This window comes from Proteus sp. NMG38-2 (assembly GCF_020640995.1).
In the GTDB taxonomy this organism is placed as follows: domain Bacteria; phylum Pseudomonadota; class Gammaproteobacteria; order Enterobacterales; family Enterobacteriaceae; genus Proteus.
In genome coordinates this window covers 82,742-105,633 of record NZ_CP085482.1, presented here as the reverse complement: position 1 = coordinate 105,633, position 22,892 = coordinate 82,742, and the positions used below count along the sequence as shown (strand labels likewise).

30 protein-coding genes and 2 pseudogenes are annotated in these 22,892 nt (G+C 47.1%); 9 read left to right on the top strand and 23 right to left on the bottom strand.

Annotation, left to right across the window (positions count from 1 at the left end):
* Window positions 1-764: 764 nt before the first annotated feature.
* The 21 genes from LG402_RS21210 to LG402_RS21110 form a co-directional block, all read right to left on the bottom strand.
* The gene (locus tag LG402_RS21210) at window positions 765-1,247 is read right to left on the bottom strand and encodes a hypothetical protein (RefSeq protein WP_162762209.1); all 483 of its coding nucleotides are present in this window, start codon (window positions 1,245-1,247) and stop codon (window positions 765-767) included.
* Window positions 1,248-1,667: 420 nt separating this feature from the next.
* Complete coding sequence (locus LG402_RS21205; protein ID WP_042847355.1) at window positions 1,668-2,018, bottom strand: hypothetical protein; 351 nt, start codon at window positions 2,016-2,018, stop codon at window positions 1,668-1,670.
* 67 nt (window positions 2,019-2,085) lie between these two features.
* Window positions 2,086-2,607: a single-stranded DNA-binding protein gene (ssb, locus tag LG402_RS21200; RefSeq protein ID WP_052219401.1), complete on the bottom strand. Its 522-nt coding sequence runs from the start codon at window positions 2,605-2,607 to the stop codon at window positions 2,086-2,088.
* Between the two features lie 248 nt (window positions 2,608-2,855).
* Window positions 2,856-3,287, bottom strand: a complete 432-nt coding sequence (locus LG402_RS21195) for a hypothetical protein (protein WP_042847357.1) — start codon at window positions 3,285-3,287, stop codon at window positions 2,856-2,858.
* A gap of 8 nt (window positions 3,288-3,295) precedes the next feature.
* Entirely contained in the window at window positions 3,296-3,580 is a 285-nt protein-coding gene (locus tag LG402_RS21190) for a hypothetical protein (protein ID WP_042847360.1), read from the bottom strand.
* A gap of 110 nt (window positions 3,581-3,690) precedes the next feature.
* On the bottom strand, window positions 3,691-4,611 hold the full coding sequence (locus LG402_RS21185; RefSeq protein ID WP_042847363.1) for an SPFH domain-containing protein: 921 nt from the start codon (window positions 4,609-4,611) through the stop codon (window positions 3,691-3,693).
* Window positions 4,612-4,634: 23 nt separating this feature from the next.
* Window positions 4,635-5,066, bottom strand: coding sequence for an NfeD family protein (locus tag LG402_RS21180; RefSeq protein ID WP_042847366.1), 432 nt, complete (start codon window positions 5,064-5,066; stop codon window positions 4,635-4,637).
* Between the two features lie 282 nt (window positions 5,067-5,348).
* On the bottom strand, window positions 5,349-5,510 hold the full coding sequence (locus LG402_RS21175) for a hypothetical protein (protein ID WP_162762211.1): 162 nt from the start codon (window positions 5,508-5,510) through the stop codon (window positions 5,349-5,351).
* 50 nt (window positions 5,511-5,560) lie between these two features.
* Window positions 5,561-6,466: a hypothetical protein gene (locus LG402_RS21170; protein ID WP_042847368.1), complete on the bottom strand. Its 906-nt coding sequence runs from the start codon at window positions 6,464-6,466 to the stop codon at window positions 5,561-5,563.
* Window positions 6,463-6,990 carry a hypothetical protein gene (locus LG402_RS21165; RefSeq protein ID WP_042847371.1) on the bottom strand — a complete coding sequence of 176 codons (528 nt, stop codon included), beginning with the start codon at window positions 6,988-6,990 and terminating at the stop codon, window positions 6,463-6,465. Before LG402_RS21165 ends, LG402_RS21170 begins: the two co-directional genes overlap by 4 nt.
* Before the next feature lies 1 nt (window position 6,991).
* Complete coding sequence (locus tag LG402_RS21160) at window positions 6,992-7,630, bottom strand: hypothetical protein (protein WP_113767330.1); 639 nt, start codon at window positions 7,628-7,630, stop codon at window positions 6,992-6,994.
* A complete protein-coding gene (locus LG402_RS21155; RefSeq protein WP_042847373.1) occupies window positions 7,627-8,217 on the bottom strand; it encodes a hypothetical protein in 591 nt (196 codons plus the stop codon). Before LG402_RS21155 ends, LG402_RS21160 begins: the two co-directional genes overlap by 4 nt.
* A gap of 161 nt (window positions 8,218-8,378) precedes the next feature.
* On the bottom strand, window positions 8,379-8,762 hold the full coding sequence (locus LG402_RS21150) for a hypothetical protein (protein ID WP_196738634.1): 384 nt from the start codon (window positions 8,760-8,762) through the stop codon (window positions 8,379-8,381).
* Between the two features lie 315 nt (window positions 8,763-9,077).
* Window positions 9,078-9,683: a DUF2913 family protein gene (locus LG402_RS21145; RefSeq protein WP_042847377.1), complete on the bottom strand. Its 606-nt coding sequence runs from the start codon at window positions 9,681-9,683 to the stop codon at window positions 9,078-9,080.
* Window positions 9,684-9,844: 161 nt separating this feature from the next.
* Window positions 9,845-10,435, bottom strand: a complete 591-nt coding sequence (locus LG402_RS21140; protein WP_166268309.1) for a hypothetical protein — start codon at window positions 10,433-10,435, stop codon at window positions 9,845-9,847.
* A 63-nt stretch (window positions 10,436-10,498) separates the two neighbouring features.
* Entirely contained in the window at window positions 10,499-11,038 is a 540-nt protein-coding gene (locus LG402_RS21135) for a hypothetical protein (protein ID WP_042847383.1), read from the bottom strand.
* Window positions 11,039-11,052: 14 nt separating this feature from the next.
* Window positions 11,053-11,757 (bottom strand): hypothetical protein, encoded by a 705-nt coding sequence (locus LG402_RS21130; RefSeq protein ID WP_042847384.1) that lies wholly within the window; start codon window positions 11,755-11,757, stop codon window positions 11,053-11,055.
* A gap of 28 nt (window positions 11,758-11,785) precedes the next feature.
* Window positions 11,786-12,175: a hypothetical protein gene (locus LG402_RS21125; RefSeq protein ID WP_042847385.1), complete on the bottom strand. Its 390-nt coding sequence runs from the start codon at window positions 12,173-12,175 to the stop codon at window positions 11,786-11,788.
* Between the two features lie 88 nt (window positions 12,176-12,263).
* On the bottom strand, window positions 12,264-12,590 hold the full coding sequence (locus tag LG402_RS21120) for a PerC family transcriptional regulator (protein WP_042847386.1): 327 nt from the start codon (window positions 12,588-12,590) through the stop codon (window positions 12,264-12,266).
* 278 nt (window positions 12,591-12,868) lie between these two features.
* Window positions 12,869-13,216 carry a hypothetical protein gene (locus LG402_RS21115; RefSeq protein WP_042847387.1) on the bottom strand — a complete coding sequence of 116 codons (348 nt, stop codon included), beginning with the start codon at window positions 13,214-13,216 and terminating at the stop codon, window positions 12,869-12,871.
* A gap of 130 nt (window positions 13,217-13,346) precedes the next feature.
* Window positions 13,347-13,910 (bottom strand): recombinase family protein, encoded by a 564-nt coding sequence (locus LG402_RS21110; protein WP_227336994.1) that lies wholly within the window; start codon window positions 13,908-13,910, stop codon window positions 13,347-13,349.
* A 184-nt stretch (window positions 13,911-14,094) separates the two neighbouring features.
* Between LG402_RS21110 and LG402_RS21105 the strand changes: the two genes are divergently transcribed.
* The 6 genes from LG402_RS21105 to LG402_RS21080 all read left to right on the top strand — a co-directional run bounded on the left by LG402_RS21105 (window position 14,095) and on the right by LG402_RS21080 (window position 19,608).
* Window positions 14,095-14,445: a type II toxin-antitoxin system RelE/ParE family toxin gene (locus LG402_RS21105; protein WP_042847389.1), complete on the top strand. Its 351-nt coding sequence runs from the start codon at window positions 14,095-14,097 to the stop codon at window positions 14,443-14,445.
* Window position 14,446: 1 nt separating this feature from the next.
* A complete protein-coding gene (locus LG402_RS21100; RefSeq protein WP_042847390.1) occupies window positions 14,447-14,746 on the top strand; it encodes a helix-turn-helix domain-containing protein in 300 nt (99 codons plus the stop codon).
* 140 nt (window positions 14,747-14,886) lie between these two features.
* Window positions 14,887-15,903, top strand: coding sequence for a hypothetical protein (locus tag LG402_RS21095; RefSeq protein WP_042847391.1), 1,017 nt, complete (start codon window positions 14,887-14,889; stop codon window positions 15,901-15,903).
* Between the two features lie 135 nt (window positions 15,904-16,038).
* Complete coding sequence (locus tag LG402_RS21090) at window positions 16,039-16,743, top strand: IS6-like element IS26 family transposase (protein WP_001067855.1); 705 nt, start codon at window positions 16,039-16,041, stop codon at window positions 16,741-16,743.
* A gap of 449 nt (window positions 16,744-17,192) precedes the next feature.
* Entirely contained in the window at window positions 17,193-18,668 is a 1,476-nt protein-coding gene (gene msr(E) / locus LG402_RS21085) for an ABC-F type ribosomal protection protein Msr(E) (RefSeq protein WP_000052512.1), read from the top strand.
* Between the two features lie 55 nt (window positions 18,669-18,723).
* The gene (locus LG402_RS21080; protein WP_000155092.1) at window positions 18,724-19,608 is read left to right on the top strand and encodes an Mph(E) family macrolide 2'-phosphotransferase; all 885 of its coding nucleotides are present in this window, start codon (window positions 18,724-18,726) and stop codon (window positions 19,606-19,608) included.
* Window positions 19,609-19,797: 189 nt separating this feature from the next.
* On the opposite strand, the pseudogene LG402_RS21075 reads toward LG402_RS21080, so the two are convergent.
* Window positions 19,798-20,088 (bottom strand): annotated as a pseudogene (locus tag LG402_RS21075) (helix-turn-helix domain-containing protein); the annotation flags it as partial.
* A 56-nt stretch (window positions 20,089-20,144) separates the two neighbouring features.
* Here LG402_RS21075 and LG402_RS21070 point away from each other — a divergent pair.
* The 3 genes and pseudogenes from LG402_RS21070 (at window position 20,145) to LG402_RS21060 (ending at window position 22,332) form a co-directional block, all read left to right on the top strand.
* Window positions 20,145-20,849 carry an IS6-like element IS26 family transposase gene (locus tag LG402_RS21070; protein WP_001067855.1) on the top strand — a complete coding sequence of 235 codons (705 nt, stop codon included), beginning with the start codon at window positions 20,145-20,147 and terminating at the stop codon, window positions 20,847-20,849.
* 53 nt (window positions 20,850-20,902) lie between these two features.
* A pseudogene (locus LG402_RS21065) lies at window positions 20,903-21,337 on the top strand (Mu transposase C-terminal domain-containing protein); the annotation flags it as partial.
* Between the two features lie 2 nt (window positions 21,338-21,339).
* Window positions 21,340-22,332 carry a TniB family NTP-binding protein gene (locus LG402_RS21060; RefSeq protein WP_001381192.1) on the top strand — a complete coding sequence of 331 codons (993 nt, stop codon included), beginning with the start codon at window positions 21,340-21,342 and terminating at the stop codon, window positions 22,330-22,332.
* Here LG402_RS21060 and LG402_RS21055 read toward each other — a convergent pair.
* Window positions 22,301-22,801: a GNAT family N-acetyltransferase gene (locus tag LG402_RS21055; protein WP_000376623.1), complete on the bottom strand. Its 501-nt coding sequence runs from the start codon at window positions 22,799-22,801 to the stop codon at window positions 22,301-22,303. The genes LG402_RS21060 and LG402_RS21055 overlap by 32 nt on opposite strands.
* Window positions 22,802-22,892: the final 91 nt, after the last annotated feature.

Genomic DNA, 22,892 nt, shown 5'->3' with positions numbered 1-22,892 from the left:
GACTAAAAACGATGACATGGAGCCAGGCTAAAGATAGCTTATTCATATCGTATATGATTAGGCGTAAACATGGAAAACACCACGCAACACCGGAACTCATCGTTACAACAAGACGTAATGTACGTATTGCTTAAAATTAGGGCGCGTAACAGCAATCCAATTCCTTTCACAGCCATCTTCTCGATCCTTAACAAAGGCCGTTCCTGTGAGGTAGAACGCCCCAATTTGCGCATATCTTGTAGAACGTTGGTGGAGCGAAGGCTGTTGCTCAAGTACCGTGACCCACGCTCACTAAAAGTCGCGTACACATTAAGCGAGATTGGCATTGAATTGGCAGAGACTATCCGCAAAGGGCGCGAGGACGAATGAGGAAAAGAAGACCGGCACAGGGCGTGCCGGTTCAAAGGCTAACCTAAATAACGACGGCTAATGGAAATAACACTGCGACGACGAGCTGGTAATAAAGCTGCTTGCTTATCAATTACACGCTCGGCATTATCGACTTGAAACTTCACGCGGTAGCCCTTCCCTATCAGCGCTCGCCGCATGTGTCTGTCCATTTGGTCACGCGACCAGCCGAAGGCAAATTCACGATCACCACCACTACCAGATTGAGGCCCAGCGATGATATCGCGGACCCGTTGTTTCAGAAACTGACCACGAAGGCCGTATCCGGACAGCTTCCGGCGTAGCTTTTTAGTCGTCATTGAGTGCGTAGACTGTCCGTTTTTCACGTTATTTCTCCACTTGTTACGCCCAAGGGGCTAATTGATACGTTGGCCTGGCATTGGATTCGATCTGTCTCCACGTAGTGAGGCTTTGATAATCCCTATGGATTGCTCAATGCCACGGGTATCTTGCCCTTTATTGGCAAGGATGTGCTTTTGCTCATTCAGCGCCATGATGGCATTTTCAACACCAGCACTAAACACGTCAGTCTTCACCTTTTCAGTGGTGATAACACCATTGGTGACAGCCTCAAATCCATTAACGATTTCGTTAAGTGCCAATGCGCCTTCTGGCTCAAATTGTTGGTAGTTGTGTAAGTCAATGAACGGCAGCAGGTTATCCAGCAGGCCGCGTAGCGCATAGAACATTGTCAGCAGATACAGGTTGTCATTCTCAGTCGAACTGTTATCGGCGATTTTTTTTGACAGTGTTTCTTGGGCTTTCGCGTTATACCGAGTTGCCCAAGCCTCACTCACGCAAGCCAAGAAGCGTTCCCCTTCTTGTTCGGTCGCTTCCAAACTCGGGACGCCAAAAGAACTTGGTAAAGCCTCTCTCCAGGGGATCCGAGATAAAAACCTCCATTAAATGGCTATTTTCAGCCAGGAGGGTATGTTCATGGTGTTGAGCGCCCATCGCGAGTTCATTCAGGGCTTTAGTTGTTTTTGGGTCAATCATGCTGATTTTCCATATCAGCGGGATGCGTATGCACTGGCGCGCGGCCATGTCGCATGTGGTACAGGGTATCGCGGTGCTGTTTGGCATCCATCGTGTTATTGTTTTTGTTTCCCCAAGACAACGATGAAATTAATTTTTTGAAGAACGCTTTCAATTTAGCCTCTCTGATTTACGGCAGAATTTATTTCTTAATCAGTGATATCTGCGAGTGAAAAGTGGTAACACAAGAATGCTACCACCGGTTTAACCGCTGTCGAAACACCTTATCTCGGCAACAATCCACAATCTCCGGCAATGGTTAAAACGTCACCATTGCGGATCACAACACCAATGTTACGGATATGCTCAATCTTGCCTGCCGCACATTCACTGGCCTGCGCCATTTGCGTAACCAGCTGGGAAGATGCTGCGGTAGCCTTATCCAGTGCCGCTTCAGGGGTATTCAGGAAGAATACATAGAATGTAGCAACCGCCCCCAGCATGACCATCATCACACTACGAAACAGCAATGACGCAACAGCAAAGCCTGCCACAGCAATCCCCGCGTAACTGAGTGCCTGGCCGATACTACCGTTGTTGAGAATGGCATTCAGTGATGCCTGTATTTCGTTCATGTCAGACTCCGAGAGATAGAAACAGTAATGCAGCCCGGAAGGCTGCATAACGGAACGATGGTGGATGTTAGAATGGTGGGTCGTCGGTATTTGGCGCACCCCAACCGCCTTGGCTGTGCTGTTGCGAATTTTGTTGCGGAGCACCCCATCCTCCTTGCTGGCCGCCAGGTGCATTATTCGGTTGATTATTTGCCTGGCGGGGGTTTTGCTGGTTCTGTTGCTGCCCGCTGGCAGGGGCTGAACCGAGCATTTGCATAGTGCCACCAGAAGCCGGATTGACTACGATCTCAGTCGTGTAGCGATCCGTGCCGCTTTGGTCTTGCCACTTACGCGTGGAAAGTTGTCCTTCGATATATATTTGCGAGCCTTTGTGCAGGTACTCACCAACAACATCGGCTAATTTTCCAAAGAAAACAACGCGATGCCACTCTGTTTTTTCTCGTTGCTCACCCGTCTGCTTGTCACGCCAGGTTTCAGATGTTGCGATTGAAATATTGGCTACAGAGCCACCATTTTGCATTGCACGGAGTTCGGGATCTTGGCCGAGATTCCCGACAATGATGACTTTGTTAACACCACGTTGTGCCATACGACTATCCTTCTGGTATTGATGGTTGACTGAATTACCATCTTTATTTTACGGATGTGCGTCAGATGACAAACCTTTAAGGGGGACAAAATGGGGTGCTTTTCCAGAAACATTCTTAGGGAAAGGAAAATAAAAAAAGCCCGGAAGCCGGGCATGGTGATCGTTATGTCTAACGAGGTAAAACACTTTTTTTATATTTAATAGTGGTGCTGGCTAACTGTATTGCATTCCCTGGTGAGGCGCAATTGCTATAGGAGTTGTGATGCCAATTCCGCAGCATGTTTTTGAGCAATATCAGGAATATCGATGGCAGAGATAAGCGCATGCTTAGCGCCGTCAGCACTGACTCCGTACACCACCCATCGTAGCGTATCGCCAGGCGCTGCAACCAGCTCATCGACATCGCCGCTCGCCGGAAGATCAATGATTTCGTTACCGATACCTTCGGCACCGTAAGCAATGCGGATAAAGCCGTGCCCTGTTCCCAGAGGCAATTCGTTAAGGACAAACTCACGTAGCGACACGAGTTCTTTCTCAGCGGTTTGTGTTGCCAGATAATGAAGGTTTGGGATGCGGCTTAAAATTTCAGCCGCACTGGCGGTGTCGCGGGTCGTGGACATCAAAATATAAGCAGCCCACAGAGCGCCAGCGTTGAATTCATTTGAAGTTAGTGTAGTCATGGGAGTCCTTATCTTTTTTGTCGCTTGAAGCTTTCGCTTCCATATTGTTTGAAATATTCAGTGAAGCCTTTATCGCTTTCACGCGTTGCAGATTCAGCGGCCGCAGTTGCTTTTCGCATGTCACGCTCGGCGACTTCTTTGCTCAGCTGCATATATCGAGTCATGTTGTCAGAACTGGGATCCGTAACCACCTCTTCATAGGCAGATTGGTAGCGTTCATCAAGTGATAACCCAAACGTGGTTGAACATCCTGCCAGAAAAAAAGCCAGAGGTAAAATGATTAATTTATTCATGTGGTTACGCCATTTTCAGAGCCAGAGTCTGTGTTTCGTTTTACAGATTTTGAGAACCAGACTCGGGCTTTCGTTTCTGATAAGGCCACCAAAGTGATGGCCGATTGAGGTTATTTGGACACAGCAGAACCGACAGACATCAGGGAACCTGCATTGATGAGACCACCAACGCTTTGCGCCAAATCAGCGGGCATAGCCACCACTTTCGCGTTAGGGCTGGTTGCCAGCACAGAGAGAGTCTCAATATAGTTGTTCGCTAACTGGAAACTCATTGCTTCGCGCCCCCCCTCAATCGTGAGTGCTTCAGCCAATTTCGACGAAGCTTTGAATTGCCCATTAGCCAGCGTTTCCAGCGCAGTAGCTTCGCGAACAGCCGATTGCTGCTTCGCCTCTGCATCCAGGATCATGGCTTCCTTCTTGCCTTGCGCCTCCATAATGGCAGCATTTTTATTACCGGCCGCGAGCTCTTCGGTCGCTTTGCGTTCACGAACCGCAGCAGCTTGCTTTTCCATTGACTTCAGCATTGAGTCGGAAGGTGTAATATCCTGAATATCCACAGTACGCAGGCTTAGGCCCCAATCAACCATCTGCACGTCCATACTCTGACGTAAACGTGCGGCCAGTTCGTCACGGTTGGTCAGCGTCTCATCGAGCTCCATCCCACCAACGGCGTTGCGGATCGTGGTCATGACCAGATTACGCACGGCGGTGTTGAAGTTATCAACCCCGTAGGCAGCTTTTTTCGGATCTGCGACGCGAATGAAACAAATCGCATTAACCTGCGTCATGGCGTTATCTTTTGTGATGGCTTCAATGCCTTTCACTTCGATCATCTGATCTTTCGCCGACATACGGTAGGCGATGTTATCCAAAAACGGGATCAGGATGTTCAGTCCGGGATTTAACGTCGTATGGTATTTACCCAGGCGCTCGACCACCCATTGGTCCGCCTGAGGCACGATGCGCACACACTGGTACAGCGTGATACCGAGAAACACAACAACAACAGCAAGACTGATAAGTCCAATCATGTTTTTTTCCTATCCAATCAACGTTATTCCGCAGTCACTGCGGCGACTAAAACAACACCACTACCAACACTCACAATTCTGACACGAGCGTCGCGTGGCAGCACCTCTTGTGATTTACACGGCCATTGCTGGTTACCCTGAACCGGCTTTGTCAGCAAAATCACACTTTCCCCACCTTCCGGTAACGCAAATGCCAATTGACCGACCTCGCCGATCAATGGTTCTTCCACGTATCGCTTCGGCTTATTGCGTGAGAACTTCACCCAGAAAAACGCACAACACACCGTTGCAATGCACCAAATGCTAATCTGCCACTGCAAACTCACATCAGGAGCAATCAGCGTGATAGCTGCTGGAATTATCGCGGCCAGCGCCATCCATAGGCCAAAAAAAGTCAATGTGAACAGCTCAATAATGCCAAAAAGTGCGCCCAGTCCCACCCAAATCCAAACCACTGTAACCCCCTTAAAACATCTAACCGATCATAAAAACGTAAGCGGCCAACTTGTAGGCCCCGGTGCCGGATAGCAGAGCAATTAAGCCACAGAGAAATGACCACTCTTTTTCACGCCTGCGCATGACAAGGCCATCTGCCCGACTGCACAAATAAGGCATAAGTGACAGCCCCAAAAATGTCAGGCAGGTAATGCTCAGCAATGCAGCAATGAACGTTAGCAAATGAGCAACCTCTCAGGTGGTCGGATGAAGGATACAAAAATTACGCAGGACGCTCAGCATTAAACGTCCGCAGAATGGGGACGAAAAAAGTACCAGGCGACAATGCCCAAATCAGCAGCAATCCAAGGGATATAAGCCCAGGAATGATAGCTGTCTGGAGAAATGGCAATCCAACTGAGTTGCACCAGTAGTGTGATAATACTGAGCAGCCAAAATGTCATGAGATACCTCAACGATAGTGTTAGTTCGTATGTAGAGAGTTAATCACGAGTCATTCGGGTGACGAAGTTTTCAGGACCTTTTGGGTTACTCCTTCAACGAATTTCCACCGATGGCCGCGACCTTCAAAACCATAGGCTTCACATTCGTAGCCTTGGCGCATCAATGACGTGTTTATGCCGCTGACCGCACTACTCCGGCTCGCCCAGTGATAGCCACCGTTGACGTTTAACCAGTCAACAATCTCAGCAACATGCCTTTGTTTACCATCCCCCATCAACGTTTCAATACGGATCATGGTGCGTTTCCAGTCGGTCATAAATTGTCCCGTGCCTGTGGTGCCCGCAACGGCGATCCGCATATCGTCGTGAAGCTGAGCCCGCAAGATTTTCCCTTGATGACGAGAGCCAGGAACCATGCGAGGTTCAAGCTGAACCCTGAGAGAGTAATGGGCTTCACTGATCTTTTCGGTGACTCCGTCATAACGCAGTTTTCGTGAAGGCGACTTCTCAACTTCCAGCAAACCGATACCCCACTGACGCATGAGTAACAATGGAAAGTCTCGGCGGGCAGACGACTTCTTACAGGCCACATAGATGAGATGGGGAAGGCCTACCTTGTTATTGCGATATGGATAGAACCAGGCCATAGCTTGTTCCAGTACCGGCAAACCGATCGCTTTTTTGCACTCAATGACCTGTACAAAAGGACCTTTCGTGGCAACAAAATCAGGACGCTTTCCGTGGTGTTTTAAATGTACTTCGGGATAGACCTCCCAATGCAGCCACTTCATCCAGGCTTCAACGCACGCGGCAATTTCAGCTTCCGTCATATCGTTGCTGTCAGGCGAAGCGAACTCAGGCTGGTGAGGCAGGTAAGTGGTAAAGCTACATTCCACACCATCATGCGTACCGAAACGTCGGTTGTGTTTAATCATGTGGTCAGCATAGTGACTCATTGGGCATTGACCTCCTGATCTGCCGCAAACATCATTGATAACGCGATAGTGACCTGGGTGACTGTGCGATGGCTAAACGCCATGATATATGCCTGCGCAGCGGCACGAGCGTTCTCGTCTTCCACCTGCGCTATAGTTATGAAAGCTTCGGTATGGCTGGTGGGATATACCCAGCCAGCCCACCAGCTTAACGTGTAATTGAACAGTAGAATAAATGCTGTGAATAGCGTCCAAAGTGTTGCAAACGCAATCAGGCATAACATCATGCACGACAGGAACAACGCGGCCAGTGAATGCCAGCTGTCTACATCAGTGGTGATGACCCGCACAACAAACCCGACGGCACTGGCCCAGAGTGCAACAGACAGTAACCCACGTTTTCGATATTGCTGCTTCGCACCATTTCGCGCCATCATGATTTTGAACCACAACATGAAGAGCGTCAGATAGACTTTTTGTGTGAAAGTGGCGTTAGCCCAGTGAGGACGCACGCTCTTCTCCAGATACTGGTTGGCGTATTTCATCTTAACGTTGGCTCCAGTCGTGCTTCAGTGCAGATATGCTTGGGCGCGGGGCTTTGCCTATCCACTCGCAGCAGGTGAACCAGAATCGGTTAAATTTGTAGGGGATGTGGGTGTAATACCGATCGCCGTCATCTTCTTTGATTTTTTCACCGGCAATGACGGGGTGTTGGTGGCAGAACGGGCATGCCGCTGCACCGTCTGCCATTTCTGGCGCGATCGGGAATTGTGTAGCACCTAACATTTCCGGATCACCCGGCATGCGATGACGCCAGTGGGTGCCTTCTGGCAAGGTGATGAATTCATCGTCCAGTACGTATTCAAAGGTTGGCATCAAGACGTGATGCACACCGTGTTTACGCCAGCGTAACTGCGCCAGAAATTCAACTGTTTCCTCCGGCTTGGATTCCATCGGGACACGGAAGCGATACACGCCGGGAGTGCTTGGTAACCCTTCCCCCTTGGTGCCCACGGGATGCCAACAAACGTTCGCAGTAGGAATTGGATTGTGGTTGGCGTCATCCGCCATTGGTGAAAATGATTGAGAGTCAAACATGATATTCAGCACTCCTTTCGTGCAGATCGCTTTACCGAGTTGAATGAAAACACGCAGGCGCGCGCAGAATGACGAGGGTAGTTTCATCGGCGCACCTGCCCTACAGTGGCAATGCCGTGCAAGATAAACTCTGGAGGGGATCCGTTTTCAATGCGATAGATGGATAAGAAGACAAATAGCGCAACCCAGACAGTCATAAGCGGCGAAAGCATGAACGGCAACACTGTCCAGGTGGTCAATAGGAGCAGGCTCAACGATGCCCCTGCCACAATGAAAATCTGATAAAGCACCAGCTTGTAGTTGGCGACCATACGCAATAGCGCATGTGTCCGAAAGGTTGCATTATGGCGGAAGTTGCGAAACTCAATCCACATCAACCCGATCCAAAAGACATACGGGCTAAGACTGGCAGCGGCGTTAATCAGTAACATATCCCGCAGCGCCATCATCACTGAAGCTCGGTTGGTCTGTGAATATAATTGCCCTTCCGCAAGCAGGTGTACGGCACGAATAAACCCGTTATCCGCAATGTTCAGCAAGAGAACAATGATCGCGAAAACACCGAAGCCAATACGCAGAGCATTGTGTGACATTTCAGAGGTTTTCAAGCCCCAACCGATAGCGGATGTAGCCCCACAAATATAGCCGACACCCAATAGCGTTGACTGTGTCAACGAGGTTTCCTCAAACCCGGCCAGAGAGAACCAGCAAAGGCAGAAAACGCACATCACGCTAAGGCAGCACAAAAGACTACGTCGAGAGATGAGCGGGTAACGCAGTGCGCATGCCGCAATGTGTTGAAGCTCAGCAAACGGAAGAATAAACAAGCTCCGCATCAGCCTGCCCTCCGGCTTTCCAAAGCCAGTCGATTCCGGATCAGTGTGTAACGGTCATGGAAAAGGTGGCTTTCTGCAATTCCACTGGCCTGGCGACTACAGAACCAAGTCACATCATGAACTTGTGCATAAGAGACGTGTTCTTGCTTGTTCAGCAGTACAATGAGTTCACGAATGACGTCTTCTGGCGCACCACTGGCCGCGAACCGAAGCAAAGCTGCATGCGTAAACGGGGTTTCAATCGCGGAGATTTGGTAAAACAGTCCACCAGGATAACGCGCTAATGCGATCATTGAGACCATCACAGCGGAAGCTGCGCCTATCAGTGTCAACAATGGCATTACACCACCCATCGCTATAAAACTGGCCCCAGCGCTCACCATCGTCATTCCCGTGATCAGTGCAGTTGTTCCGGCCAAATTACGCTTCATGGTAACGCGGCGCATGCCCTCTAACGAGATATGACCCGCTCTCGCTTCCTGTTCAAGGAAATGCGAAAGGGACTCGTTGTACTCGGTGCCGGGTGTAATACTGCCTCTAAATTTGGACATAGTGCCCCCTGTGCTTGTATTACTGACAGGTTAACCCTGAGGCACTGACTGACGAAATTAAAAGGGCAGCAGAATGAGGGGGTTTTAAGACAAAAAAAGAGCCTTTTATTGAGGCTCTCTTTTGTGAAAATGGTGCAGCGCTTAGCGCTAATCCGGTAACGCGAGCAGGTGATAAAACGGCTTTTGCGCCAATTCCGTATTGGATAGGCCCCAACAGCAAGAAGCCAGCAGCGACTCCACTTTGTCCACCCTCCCTGTTAACACCACTTCGACTGGGTCGGTTTGTGTGCCGTCGTTATTGAAACCGGAGTCTAATGAGGCTTTTCTGATCCGTAGGTAGTCCGTATTTGCATTTAATCGTGCCGCGTCCATCTTCAGCCATTCCACTTCCGTTAACAGTGAGTACGGCCAGCCCATTTGAGACAGGGTACCCAAGATCGTTGTCAGCCGATACAAGTCGTTTTGAGTGGTCAGCTTGCCAGTCCCGCTGTCGTACAAGTATTGAAGCTTTTCCTTCAGCTTGGCATTGGTGGGGTGATTCTCACCTTGGCTGATAAGCCAGCGCAAGTCAGGGGCAACGTCCTTGTGAAAACGCTTTTGACGCATTGCCTGCTTCAACCATTCGAAGAGAAAAAGGTGCTCTTGTATATTTCCGTTAGCACGGCCATCTCTTTTGGCAATACCCAATGCGGTAAGCGCACACCAGGCAAGGTGCGCGCTCATTTGGTTTAAGGTCGTCTTTGTTTGGTTCATAACGTCAAGTATTGCCTATATTTCTCTTTTGTTTACAGCGCTATTTTACCCGAAATCTCACTGATATTCATGACACAGTTGCCCTGGGGCTGAGTTAAGACGTTAGTCAAATGCGAAGTCTTTAAAAGCACACTGACTACGTTAGCACCTTTTTCGCAATGTTAGTGGTCTGGGTGTTCTAACGAAGGTGTATCCTGAGTCAGACCCGTTTTTGCAATACTGTCAGTCAGCGAATTAATATTTTTTTCCATCTTAAGGCGAGCATCGTGATTGTCTTTTTCTTTTTTTGCCCGGAAAAGCATGGCATCCACGGCTCGGGTATGCACCGCGCTCATCGGCACGCCGGACATGACAACTGCATTGAGATAGTCAATGGCGGGACGCTCGTCCTCTGGCCCATAGCCCAATTTGTCGTAGGCATCCTTAGACACCGTATAAAGCAATTCAATTTCACTGACTGTTAACAGAGCCTTGAACTTAGGCAAAGCCCCATAGAAGAACAGACGAGTTAAGACCAGGATGCTACCACAACCCAGCGCGTAGTACCCCGCCAGATCCATTACACGGTGAAATTCTGAGTCACCGAAACCGACCAGATGGGTACATAAATAAGTAAAGCCATACAAGACCACAAAAAATAACATTGGCGTCAGCACAGCCGACAAGAGGATATTTTCAATAAACACAGTGACCTTCAGCATACGGCTATTACTCTGCCGTTGCAGGTACAGTTGAATGTCTGTCTTATCCATATTCATCATGCTCTCTTTGAGCGCTCAAACCGTTCGTGTTAGACGGTCTGAGCGTTACGATATTTAGGGGCGGCTATACGACCGTTTTGTTTTTTCAATGGCAGATTCGAATGTCTGGCTCAAGGCGTTCAGCTTGGAATCACGTTCATCCGCCTCGACCAATGCGTTAATTTTTCGCCGGTGGCGATAATTCATTGGGATCCCTTCCCTGATCAGAGTGTCGAGGTAATCAATACCCGACTTTTGTATTGACTCTGAACACCCCATTTCTTGGTATACGCTGAACGTTTTGGAACAAAGCGCCTCGATTTCACTTACTTCCAGCAGCGGGCACAGGCGTGGAAACACACACGAATAGTACAAATGCACAAAGGCCAGCAAGCAGACACAGCCCCCGGTAAAGAAGCACAACGGGATGAATAAGAGCTCATCCACAATTTTCGGCATGATGATCAGGTGAGCGATAGAAAACAGCAACGCCATGATAAGGAAGGAGATAAGCGGTGGTGTGAGGATGCAGTCCATCAGACGTGTGAACTTCAACAACCCACAGGAGCTTTGACGTTGTAGGTACAATTTGATGTCAATTTGTTCAGTTTTCATGTTGTCCTCTTCGGTTAACGGTCGTTTGCTTTTTTCTGTACATCTTCACATTTGGGCGAAACCCCGTGCGAGCCCTGCTCTTGCGCACTCAGGATCCACCAGCCATTTTCGACTTTATGCCTTGGGCTCAACCCGTCATCATCCGCCCAACGCATTGCTACCACGAAGTTATAATTGTTAAGCCAGCGGACAGCTGTTTGACAGTACAAGGCATTTTGCAGCATTGCTTTAATGCGATTGCTGATTTTTTTTGCCTCAGCGGGACTGCTCGTTGGGTTGACGTTGAAAATCAGCGCCGGATCTGCCTGCATCATGCTCCAGGTGATAATGTCTGCTTCAGAGACTCGTGCATGGCACTGCAAAAACTCGTTATTTCGGATGGCAATACGCGACACCGCACTTGGCCGAACAGCATTGCTTTCCAAAAGTGTCGGTAATTTATCTCGGTACTGCATCTGGTCAATTTGCTTCGACTGTAATGCCGAATCTGGTTTTTCCAGTGTATGCGACCCGTGACCCGCGATTAAATATCCGGCATGGTGATTGTGCAGCGCCTTGTAAATCCACATCGGGAACCGGTGTTCAGCCGTCATGCTGGTGGCAACAATCAATGCCTGATCGTAATCAGGGAAAAACACTTTTTTATGCGACCCGAATTGAATGGTTTTTGCGCCCATCAATAGTGGTGAGCCTACAGAACGATGATAAGGTGCGGCCAAGGTAGGTCCTCCGATACAACGTTGAAAGTTAGAAGGTACACATCGAGACGTAGCCCGACTTCTCCGATACGTCTTCCGGCTTTTTATCCAACTTGACTTGGCGATCTTCGTCGCGCATTAAATCGTACCGCAACACCTTGGTGCCCAGAGATTTTGACATGTCTCGGCAATGGATAAGGATGTGAACACGATTGGGTGGCAGGTGCGGGAACCGCTGCAAAAGGATTTTTGTGAACACGACAAACGACGTTTCATTGGTGTCAAATCCATATAGGTCTTCCAGGATGAAGTAAGTGTGATTTTTATTTCCCAACTTCCCCGGCTCAGGGCACAGCTTGACGCGAAAATGAATGGCCTCGCAGGACCATTCACGGTGCGGCAGCGCCATGAGTACGAAGTCTTTTAGTAAAGTGGACATAGAACCTCTCTGGTTGTGTTAGTTGCGCCCTTGGGCGATAAAAAAATTTTACGGGCAGTGATCCCGGTGACGAAATAAATCAGATCTGTTACAGGCAAGAGTTGCTTTTCACACAGAGGCGTACATACGCCGCTTCGACTTTCTGATGGATTGACGTAATGTCGTTGTGAATGTTGCTAAGTTCGATCCGCCTGGCATGGTAGGCGTTGGATAGTTCTATGCAGCGAAAACGTTGAGCCGCGATGTACTCGGCATGACTGGGGTTTTCCTGCATCGCAACGCCCCACTGCTTAGCAGCACGTAAGTACAAGTGTTTTGCCTCAAGCTCAAGTGCGATTTTGACTGCATCCACCTCGGGCAAATACTGTTTACCCAGGCGGTCAACGATATTCGATAAAACCTTCCTGCGTGCCATCAGACCAACTCCTACGGATAGTTGAAATATTGTACGGAATTGAGAGGATGGTACGATCGGTTGGGAAGTTGACGAAGAGAAAAGCAGGACAAAACGAGCGCCTTTTATTGCGTCTCGTTTTACGACGTCGCTAGCTTGGATATTAAAAACTTAAGGGGCAATTCAAAAGATTCTTTGTAGAATCTAAATTGTACTAGCACTGACTTGTGCTCGATGCTACGGCAAATCACAAATCAATTTTAAATATTGGCCTGTACTAAATATTCATATAAAGCGTTCTATGCCCCGGATTTATCTAGCACCACAACAGCTGGATTACTCTTTATATTTTTAATAATGATTCTGCCGTTGTTATACACTATAGTACGATGAGTTTTTGTTAGAGAGTCATCCCAATAACAAGGGTCGGAATCAAGATCTTTCCAATCATTTGGATTGTTTTCTTGTGGACGAAAAACCCCCATGCGAGTAGTGAAATCATTTTTAGGAAGACCATAAAAATCTTCAACCTCTGCCATTATACGAACCAGCAGAGAGAGCGCCTCTTTACGATCAGCAACAGGGGGGTGAGCTAGAAGTTTTTCGAAAAACAAATTAAGACGAACAGCTCTTGGGGGAAACGCCATAAAACAACCTCCAAAGTAATTAGTGATAATTGAATACCCATTGGATAAGAATCAAATCCCATATATTACACATTTATAACATGTTTTCATGTGGGGAAAATTATTTTGTGTCATTTAGCTATCTATTTCTCTATGTTATCCCACTCCTTTTCTCATTGATAATTTTGTAAACGGTTGAACGCGCAATCTGCATTTCTTTGGCAATGACAGTACCGCCTAACCCGCTTGCCTTCAGTTCTAAAACTCGTTCACGGTCAACCGACCGTTTGCGTCCAAATTTAACACCTTTGAGTAATGCTTCTTGCCGCCCCTCGTTTGTTCGTTCAAGGATTCGTTGTCTTTCCGCTTCAGCAACTGCTGATAAAATGGTGACCACCATCTTTCCCATTGAACCTTCCGTGCTTATGCCATCATCCAAAAATCGAACAGCGACACCCATTGAGTCAAATTCTTTTATTAGTTGGATCATGTCTGCGGTGTCTCGGCCGAGCCGGTCTAACTTTTTCACTAGGATAATATCACCCATCTCAACTTTAACTTTGAGTAACTGTAATCCTTCGCGATTAATATGGCTTCCCGATTCTTTATCGGTAAATAAACGGTGCTTTGCAACCCCAGCAGCAATTAACGCTTTTTTCTGAATGTCAAGCGATTGTTGGCTGGTGGATACCCTAGCGTAACCAAAAAGACGCAAAATGTGTCTCCTAATTCATTATCGGACATATAGTGTCTATTAATTAAAATAATCGACTTAATAGACACTATTTTATTATTAATTTCAAGTGTCCGAAATATTATAACATATCGGACATTAATTAAATTGACAATATACCTTCCAGGTTATATCATTCATTATAACTCGGAGGTTATATATATTTATGTGGGAAATATTAACGAGAGATCTCTTTGATTCTTGGTTCGAAGAGCAAAATGAGGAAACTCAGATTGAAGTGTTGGCAGTGTTAATGATTTTACGTGAGGATGGCCCCAATCTTGGACGCCCTCAAGTTGACACCCTGAAGGGCTCACAGTTTCCCAACATGAAGGAACTGCGAATTCAGGTTGGTGGTCATCCGATTAGAGCGTGTTTCGCATTTGACCCAATTCGTCGTGGCATTGTGTTATGTGCCGGTGATAAGAAAGGAAAAGATGAAACCCGTTTCTACAAGAAATTAATCAAGATGGCCGATGCGGAATATGCAGCGCACTTATTAGAGCAGGAGAAATAACATGTCCACTTTAAATGAACTACTTGCAAAACAATCCCCCGAAACGCTGGCAAAAATTGAAGACCGAGCAGAAGAAATCCGGCGTGAAATCACACTAGCTAAAATTCGTGAGGAACTGAAACTTTCTCAAACTGAGCTAGCTCAATCACTGGGCGTTTCGCAACCTTCTATTGCTAAGCTTGAAAATGTTGATAACGATCCGAAGCTTTCAACTCTGAAGCGCTACATTAAAGCTTTAGGCGGTGAACTTTCTATCGATGTAACGTTACCGAATGGTAAGAGAATTGGATTGCATCTTTGAGCATAAAGCCTCTCAAGTTCATTTATAAATAAAAATATCTTTATTAAGCATGTCAAGGAGGAGTACATAAAAAAAATGGTGGCGCTGTTGCAAATTAAGGTGAAATTATGCATGTCAATTCAATAAGGTGAATTTTAGTGATGCAAAATATTGATGAACAAGAAATATTAGAGTTAATGATTGCGAATTATTCAAACTCTAAGTTTTCTCAAATAACTGAGCTGTTAAGGATGTCTAACAAAGGCAATGACTTATTGATGGAGTTTAGTAAATATGAAAACAGATTAAATTATTACCTATCTTTAACTTCTATTTATCACACCATAATTAACATATCTTCGATTTATGCTAGCCTAGCGCTACTTGACAATGATGGCGGAATTAAAAGCCCATCATCTAACCCAAAGGGTGTTTCAAGAATGAAGCTAGAGCCTTTCGTTGGTTTGTTGATTATCCAATTTCAAAAATTAGCAGAAACACATATAAAATATACAAAAGTAGTCAAAGACGAGAAAACAAGAATTTCTAAAGAAGAGAGTGAGTTGAAGATTTTTGAATTTATAAAACGCATAAAATCAATACGTGAATTTCAAAATTTGCGTGACGGCTCATTTGCACATCCATTCGAATTAAGAAATGAAATTAAAGTTTATAAGAACCAGGATATTGCTGAAACTTTTCAAAAAGCTATAACTGAATTCTGCGCCCCTGATATTCAACTAATAAAAGATAAGCTAGTGAATATGGTAAATAAAGAAACTTGTACAGGGGCTACTTATTTTAATAAATTAATGCTTTCTTTGCCAGAGAGCGAAGTTAATGAAAAGGAAGAATACAAAAAGATTATCAAAAGACAAGAGAATACATTTCGTGAATTTACTTCCTCCGTTAATAAGCCTGATTCTTTCAGTAACTTTAATTTATTGTTTCATGGTTTTTTATCATATTATTTTTGTGGATCTAATTTGGTTATAGAAAAAAATGAATTGAAATATAAAACAACAATGAAGGATTGTGTTTTTATTAAGTCATTATATGATTACTCCGAATATGTTAAAGTGAAATATTTAAGAAATATTGTGATCTATCTTTTGAATGAAGACAAATCATTTAACGAGCTACATCAAAAAGCCAGAACGTTAAAAGACAGTATTTGATATAAGTAACTGTTTTTCTATTCATAAACCGCCCCAAGAGGGGCGTGATGTCACTTTTCTCTATAAAAAATAGGCACTGTTGCAAATAGTCGGTGGTGATAAACTTATCATCCCCTTTTGCTGATGGAGCTGCACATGAACCCATTCAAAGGCCGGCATTTTCAGCGTGACATCATTCTGTGGGCCGTACGCTGGTACTGCAAATACGGCATCAGTTACCGTGAGCTGCAGGAGATGCTGGCTGAACGCGGAGTGAATGTCGATCACTCCACGATTTACCGCTGGGTTCAGCGTTATGCGCCTGAAATGGAAAAACGGCTGCGCTGGTACTGGCGTAACCCTTCCGATCTTTGCCCGTGGCACATGGATGAAACCTACGTGAAGGTCAATGGCCGCTGGGCGTATCTGTACCGGGCCGTCGACAGCCGGGGCCGCACTGTCGATTTTTATCTCTCCTCCCGTCGTAACAGCAAAGCTGCATACCGGTTTCTGGGTAAAATCCTCAACAACGTGAAGAAGTGGCAGATCCCGCGATTCATCAACACGGATAAAGCGCCCGCCTATGGTCGCGCGCTTGCTCTGCTCAAACGCGAAGGCCGGTGCCCGTCTGACGTTGAACACCGACAGATTAAGTACCGGAACAACGTGATTGAATGCGATCATGGCAAACTGAAACGGATAATCGGCGCCACGCTGGGATTTAAATCCATGAAGACGGCTTACGCCACCATCAAAGGTATTGAGGTGATGCGTGCACTACGCAAAGGCCAGGCCTCAGCATTTTATTATGGTGATCCCCTGGGCGAAATGCGCCTGGTAAGCAGAGTTTTTGAAATGTAAGGCCTTTGAATAAGACAAAAGGCTGCCTCATCGCTAACTTTGCAACAGTGCCTAAAATAAGCCTTATATCCAAGCATAAAACAAGGTTGTCTAGACTTCTTTTAACAGTAAAGTTATCATAAAACTGAATTTTATTTTTTAGGTAAGTTTATGCATTCTATCCGCATTCGTTAAGACACAACTATTTGCATAGTGACACTATTTTATAATGGTGGGCTTTTGTTGTGTCTTTAAGAATATATGCGGATATATAAAGTAAAAGTATGCTTAATTTATAAGTATGCTTTTAGTGCATAGTTTCCAGTTATAACTTAATTGACTAGCTATTTGTCCACCCTGTGGATGAATAGCTTTTTTTTTGGGAGGACACTGTGATGCTAGCTTTTGTTTTCACCTAAATCCTGTTTGCTGCATAAAAAATTTCAAGAGCTAAACAGGAGTAAATAAAAATGAGTTTAATTATTAAAGCGAGAAACATACGCTTGGATTATGCTGGGCGTGATGTTTTGGATATTGATGAATTGGAAATTCACTCTTATGACCGTATTGGTCTTGTGGGTGATAACGGAGCAGGAAAGAGTAGTTTACTCAAAGTACTTAATGGCGAAATTGTTTTAGCCGAAGCGACATTACAGCGTTTTGGTGATTTTGCACATATCAGCCAACTGGGCGGAATCGAAATAGAAACGGTCGAAGACCGGGCAATGTTATCTCGCCTTGGTGTTTCCAATGTACAAAACGACACAATGAGTGGCGGAGAGGAAACTCGTGCAAAAATTGCTGCCGCATTTTCCCAACAAGTACATGGCATTCTAGCGGATGAACCAACCAGCCACCTTGATCTCAATGGAATAGATCTACTTATTGGTCAACTTAAAGCATTTGATGGAGCATTACTTGTTATCAGTCATGACCGATATTTTCTTGATATGGTTGTAGACAAGATATGGGAGTTAAAAGACGGTAAAATTACGGAATATTGGGGTGGTTACTCGGATTACTTGCGTCAAAAAGAAGAAGAGCGACAACACCAAGCCGTAGAATATGAGCTGATGATGAAGGAACGGGAGCGATTAGAATCTGCTGTGCAAGAAAAACGCCAGCAAGCTAATCGATTAGACAATAAGAAAAAAGGAGAAAAATCCAAAAACTCTACCGAAAGTGCTGGACGACTTGGGCATGCAAAAATGACTGGCACCAAGCAAAGAAAACTGTATCAGGCAGCTAAGAGTATGGAAAAGCGTTTGGCTGCATTAGAAGATATTCAAGCACCAGAGCATTTGCGTTCTATTCGTTTTCGTCAAAGTTCAGCCCTAGAACTGCACAATAAGTTCCCGATTACGGCAGATGGTCTGAGCTTAAAATTTGGTAGCCGTACTATCTTTGATGACGCTAACTTTATAATACCGCTTGGCGCTAAAGTCGCTATAACTGGATCGAATGGAACAGGGAAAACGTCCTTGTTAAAAATGATATCAGAACGTGCTGATGGATTAACCATATCTCCAAAAGCTGAAATTGGCTACTTTACACAAACAGGATATAAATTTAACACGCATAAATCTGTGCTCTCCTTTATGCAGGAAGAGTGCGAGTACACAGTTGCGGAAATTCGTGCAGTATTGGCTTCAATGGGGATCGGAGCGAATGATATTCAAAAAAACTTATCCGACTTATCGGGAGGTGAAATCATCAAACTGCTTTTATCCAAAATGCTTTTAGGAAAATATAATATTTTGCTTATGGATGAACCAGGAAACTATCTTGACCTAAAAAGTATTGCCGCATTAGAAACAATGATGAAGTCCTATGCAGGAACTATTATCTTCGTATCTCATGACAAGCAATTGGTCGATAATATTGCTGACATTATCTACGAGATCAAAGACCACAAAATCATCAAGACTTTTGAGAGAGATTGTTAATGATAGCCAATCTAATCCGAACATTAATTATTGAACTCTTTAAAGGAAATTAAAAATGACAATTCAAGATATTCAATCACTTGCTGAAGCACACGGCTTGTTGCTTACGGACAAAATGAATTTCAATGAAATGGGCATTGATTTTAAGGTCGTTTTTGCTCTTGATACAAAGGGGCAACAATGGTTGCTGCGTATTCCTCGTCGTGATGGCATGAGGGAACAAATCAAGAAAGAAAAACGCATTTTAGAATTGGTAAAAAAACATCTTTCTGTAGAGGTTCCTGATTGGAGAATTTCATCTACAGAATTAGTGGCTTATCCCATACTTAAAGATAATCCTGTTTTAAATTTGGATGCTGAAACCTATGAAATAATTTGGAATATGGACAAAGATAGCCCGAAATACATAACATCTTTGGCAAAAACCTTATTTGAAATCCATAGTATTCCTGAAAAAGAAGTTCGGGAAAATGATTTGAAAATTATGAAACCTTCAGATTTAAGACCTGAAATAGCAAACAATTTGCAGTTAGTAAAATCTGAAATTGGTATAAGTGAGCAATTGGAAACCCGCTACAGAAAATGGTTGGATAATGATGTTCTATGGGCAGATTTCACCCAATTTATACATGGCGATTTATATGCTGGGCATGTACTAGCTTCAAAGGATGGAGCTGTTTCAGGCGTTATTGATTGGTCAACAGCCCATATAGATGACCCAGCGATTGATTTTGCTGGGCATGTAACTTTGTTTGGAGAAGAAAGCCTCAAAACTCTAATCATCGAGTATGAAAAACTAGGGGGTAAAGTTTGGAATAAACTATATGAACAGACTTTAGAAAGAGCAGCGGCCTCTCCTTTGATGTATGGTTTATTTGCCTTAGAAACTCAAAATGAAAGCCTTATCGTTGGAGCAAAAGCTCAGTTGGGAGTTATATAATTTAAAAATATGATTGCTGAGAACTGCCTTGTTTTGAAACTTGGTTGGCTTTAATTAGTTTTTAGTATTCTTTATAGAAAATGCCTCGATCAAGGGGCATTTCTAACAATCATTTAACATAAAATTTCTTATGTGAAGTAACCTGAATGCAGCGGTGCCCCATTGGGGGCGCGTTGAGATAAGCCTCTTTTAGATAACTTTAGCAACTCGATAGACAGTTGCAACTCCACAATTCACTGCTTTGGCAATTTCTTCCTTAGTCATATTGCCAACTACTAGCAATTCTTTTATTCGTTTATGTTTAGCCTCATTTGCCTTCTTGCCTGTTGGTTTGTAACCCGAACGTGCCAGGCCCTGCTTAATACGTTCTATACGTTTCTCATTGTCTAGGCGGGCCATTGTTGCCAGAAGATCAATCAACATATTGTTGATGAGTTCCAAGATTGAATGAGTAATGCTGTCACTGGTTTGAAGGCACTGTTGCAAATAGTCGGTGGTGATAAACTTATCATCCCCTTTTGCTGATGGAGCTGCACATGAACCCATTCAAAGGCCGGCATTTTCAGCGTGACATCATTCTGTGGGCCGTACGCTGGTACTGCAAATACGGCATCAGTTACCGTGAGCTGCAGGAGATGCTGGCTGAACGCGGAGTGAATGTCGATCACTCCACGATTTACCGCTGGGTTCAGCGTTATGCGCCTGAAATGGAAAAACGGCTGCGCTGGTACTGGCGTAACCCTTCCGATCTTTGCCCGTGGCACATGGATGAAACCTACGTGAAGGTCAATGGCCGCTGGGCGTATCTGTACCGGGCCGTCGACAGCCGGGGCCGCACTGTCGATTTTTATCTCTCCTCCCGTCGTAACAGCAAAGCTGCATACCGGTTTCTGGGTAAAATCCTCAACAACGTGAAGAAGTGGCAGATCCCGCGATTCATCAACACGGATAAAGCGCCCGCCTATGGTCGCGCGCTTGCTCTGCTCAAACGCGAAGGCCGGTGCCCGTCTGACGTTGAACACCGACAGATTAAGTACCGGAACAACGTGATTGAATGCGATCATGGCAAACTGAAACGGATAATCGGCGCCACGCTGGGATTTAAATCCATGAAGACGGCTTACGCCACCATCAAAGGTATTGAGGTGATGCGTGCACTACGCAAAGGCCAGGCCTCAGCATTTTATTATGGTGATCCCCTGGGCGAAATGCGCCTGGTAAGCAGAGTTTTTGAAATGTAAGGCCTTTGAATAAGACAAAAGGCTGCCTCATCGCTAACTTTGCAACAGTGCCCGCCGATGCGCTCAAGCCGTGGATTGCGCGGCGTGAACGCTGGCCGTCCTTTCTGATCCGGCGCGATCCGCGCGACATCAGCCGTATCTGGGTCCTGGAACCGGAGGGACAGCATTACCTGGAAATTCCCTACCGTACCTTGTCGCATCCGGCTGTCACCCTCTGGGAACAACGGCAGGCGCTGGCGAAACTGCGGCAGCAAGGGCGCGAACAGGTGGATGAGTCGGCGCTGTTCCGCATGATCGGCCAGATGCGTGAGATTGTGACCAGCGCGCAGAAGGCCACACGCAAGGCGCGGCGTGACGCGGATCGCCGCCAGCACCTCAAGACATCAGCTCGGCCGGACAAGCCCGTTCCGCCGGATACGGATATTGCCGACCCGCAGGCAGACAACTTGCCACCCGCCAAACCGTTCGACCAGATTGAGGAGTGGTAGCCGTGGACGAATATCCCATCATCGACCTGTCCCACCTGCTGCCGGCGGCCCAGGGCTTGGCCCGTCTTCCGGCGGACGAGCGCATCCAGCGCCTTCGCGCCGACCGCTGGATCGGCTATCCGCGCGCAGTCGAGGCGCTGAACCGGCTGGAAGCCCTTTATGCGTGGCCAAACAAGCAACGCATGCCCAACCTGCTGCTGGTTGGCCCGACCAACAATGGCAAGTCGATGATCGTCGAGAAGTTCCGCCGCACCCACCCGGCCAGCTCCGACGCCGACCAGGAGCACATCCCGGTGTTGGTCGTGCAGATGCCGTCCGAGCCGTCCGTGATCCGCTTCTACGTCGCGCTGCTCGCCGCGATGGGCGCGCCGCTGCGCCCACGCCCACGGTTGCCGGAAATGGAGCAACTGGCTCTGGCACTGCTGCGCAAGGTCGGCGTGCGCATGCTGGTGATCGACGAGCTGCACAACGTGCTGGCCGGCAACAGCGTCAACCGCCGGGAATTCCTCAACCTGCTGCGCTTCCTCGGCAACGAACTGCGCATCCCGTTGGTTGGGGTAGGCACGCGCGACGCCTACCTAGCCATCCGCTCCGATGACCAGTTGGAAAATCGCTTCGAGCCGATGATGCTGCCGGTATGGGAGGCCAACGACGATTGCTGCTCACTGCTGGCCAGCTTCGCCGCTTCGCTCCCGCTGCGCCGGCCTTCCCCAATTGCCACGCTGGACATGGCTCGCTACCTGCTCACACGCAGCGAGGGCACCATAGGGGAACTGGCGCACTTGCTGATGGCGGCGGCCATCGTCGCCGTGGAGAGCGGCGAGGAAGCGATCAACCATCGCACACTCAGCATGGCCTGTCGACAACCTCTCGCGCAACCAAGACATCGCGGTCGGACTGCAAGTGATCTTGAAGCCACGGGCCCGTCCCACCCCGACATGGACCTCGATGCCCGAACGGACGTTAGATTTCGAGTTCTAGGCGTTCTGCGATGAAGGTTGGATCCCAGCCGGGATTGAAAGTGTCGACGTGGGTGAATCCGAGCCGCTCGTATAGGCCACGCAGGTTCGGGTGGCAGTCGAGCCGCAGCTTGGCGCACCCCTGCGTTCGCGCGGCATGGCGGCAAGCCTCGATCAGCGCGGAGCTGACACCCCGGCCCGCATGTGTCCGTCGCACCGCGAGCTTGTGCAGATATGCGGCCTCCCCCTTGAGGGCGTCGGGCCAGAACTCGGGATCCTCGGCCGACAAGGTGCAACAGCCGACGATGCCGTCGCTGCAACTCGCGACTAGGAGCTCGGATCTCAGGACGAAGGTCTCCGCGAATGTCCGGTCGATCCGCGCGACGTCCCAGGCGGGCGTTCCCTTGGCGGACATCCACGCCGCAGCGTCGTGCATCAGCCGCACAACCTCGTCGATATCACCCGAGCAGGCGACCCGAACGTTCGGAGGCTCCTCGCTGTCCATTCGCTCCCCTGGCGCGGTATGAACCGCCGCCTCATAGTGCAGTTTGATCCTGACGAGCCCAGCATGTCTGCGCCCACCTTCGCGGAACCTG

Bases quoted from the DNA above. Each gene is read 5' to 3' on its own strand.
- LG402_RS21205 (WP_042847355.1), bottom strand. From the start codon at position 2,018: ATGAACGAAATACAGGCATCACTGAATGCCATTCTCAACAACGGTAGT.
- ssb (WP_052219401.1), bottom strand. From the start codon at position 2,607: ATGGCACAACGTGGTGTTAACAAAGTCATCATTGTCGGGAATCTCGGC.
- LG402_RS21195 (WP_042847357.1), bottom strand. From the start codon at position 3,287: ATGACTACACTAACTTCAAATGAATTCAACGCTGGCGCTCTGTGGGCT.
- LG402_RS21190 (WP_042847360.1), bottom strand. From the start codon at position 3,580: ATGAATAAATTAATCATTTTACCTCTGGCTTTTTTTCTGGCAGGATGT.
- LG402_RS21185 (WP_042847363.1), bottom strand. From the start codon at position 4,611: ATGATTGGACTTATCAGTCTTGCTGTTGTTGTTGTGTTTCTCGGTATC.
- LG402_RS21175 (WP_162762211.1), bottom strand. From the start codon at position 5,510: ATGACATTTTGGCTGCTCAGTATTATCACACTACTGGTGCAACTCAGT.
- LG402_RS21170 (WP_042847368.1), bottom strand. From the start codon at position 6,466: ATGAGTCACTATGCTGACCACATGATTAAACACAACCGACGTTTCGGT.
- LG402_RS21165 (WP_042847371.1), bottom strand. From the start codon at position 6,990: ATGAAATACGCCAACCAGTATCTGGAGAAGAGCGTGCGTCCTCACTGG.
- LG402_RS21160 (WP_113767330.1), bottom strand. From the start codon at position 7,630: ATGAAACTACCCTCGTCATTCTGCGCGCGCCTGCGTGTTTTCATTCAA.
- LG402_RS21150 (WP_196738634.1), bottom strand. From the start codon at position 8,762: ATGGTGAGCGCTGGGGCCAGTTTTATAGCGATGGGTGGTGTAATGCCA.
- LG402_RS21145 (WP_042847377.1), bottom strand. From the start codon at position 9,683: ATGAACCAAACAAAGACGACCTTAAACCAAATGAGCGCGCACCTTGCC.
- LG402_RS21140 (WP_166268309.1), bottom strand. From the start codon at position 10,435: ATGGATAAGACAGACATTCAACTGTACCTGCAACGGCAGAGTAATAGC.
- LG402_RS21135 (WP_042847383.1), bottom strand. From the start codon at position 11,038: ATGAAAACTGAACAAATTGACATCAAATTGTACCTACAACGTCAAAGC.
- LG402_RS21125 (WP_042847385.1), bottom strand. From the start codon at position 12,175: ATGTCCACTTTACTAAAAGACTTCGTACTCATGGCGCTGCCGCACCGT.
- LG402_RS21120 (WP_042847386.1), bottom strand. From the start codon at position 12,590: ATGGCACGCAGGAAGGTTTTATCGAATATCGTTGACCGCCTGGGTAAA.
- LG402_RS21115 (WP_042847387.1), bottom strand. From the start codon at position 13,216: ATGGCGTTTCCCCCAAGAGCTGTTCGTCTTAATTTGTTTTTCGAAAAA.
- LG402_RS21105 (WP_042847389.1), top strand. From the start codon at position 14,095: ATGTGGGAAATATTAACGAGAGATCTCTTTGATTCTTGGTTCGAAGAG.
- LG402_RS21100 (WP_042847390.1), top strand. From the start codon at position 14,447: ATGTCCACTTTAAATGAACTACTTGCAAAACAATCCCCCGAAACGCTG.
- LG402_RS21095 (WP_042847391.1), top strand. From the start codon at position 14,887: ATGCAAAATATTGATGAACAAGAAATATTAGAGTTAATGATTGCGAAT.
- LG402_RS21090 (WP_001067855.1), top strand. From the start codon at position 16,039: ATGAACCCATTCAAAGGCCGGCATTTTCAGCGTGACATCATTCTGTGG.
- LG402_RS21080 (WP_000155092.1), top strand. From the start codon at position 18,724: ATGACAATTCAAGATATTCAATCACTTGCTGAAGCACACGGCTTGTTG.
- LG402_RS21070 (WP_001067855.1), top strand. From the start codon at position 20,145: ATGAACCCATTCAAAGGCCGGCATTTTCAGCGTGACATCATTCTGTGG.
- LG402_RS21055 (WP_000376623.1), bottom strand. From the start codon at position 22,801: ATGGACAGCGAGGAGCCTCCGAACGTTCGGGTCGCCTGCTCGGGTGAT.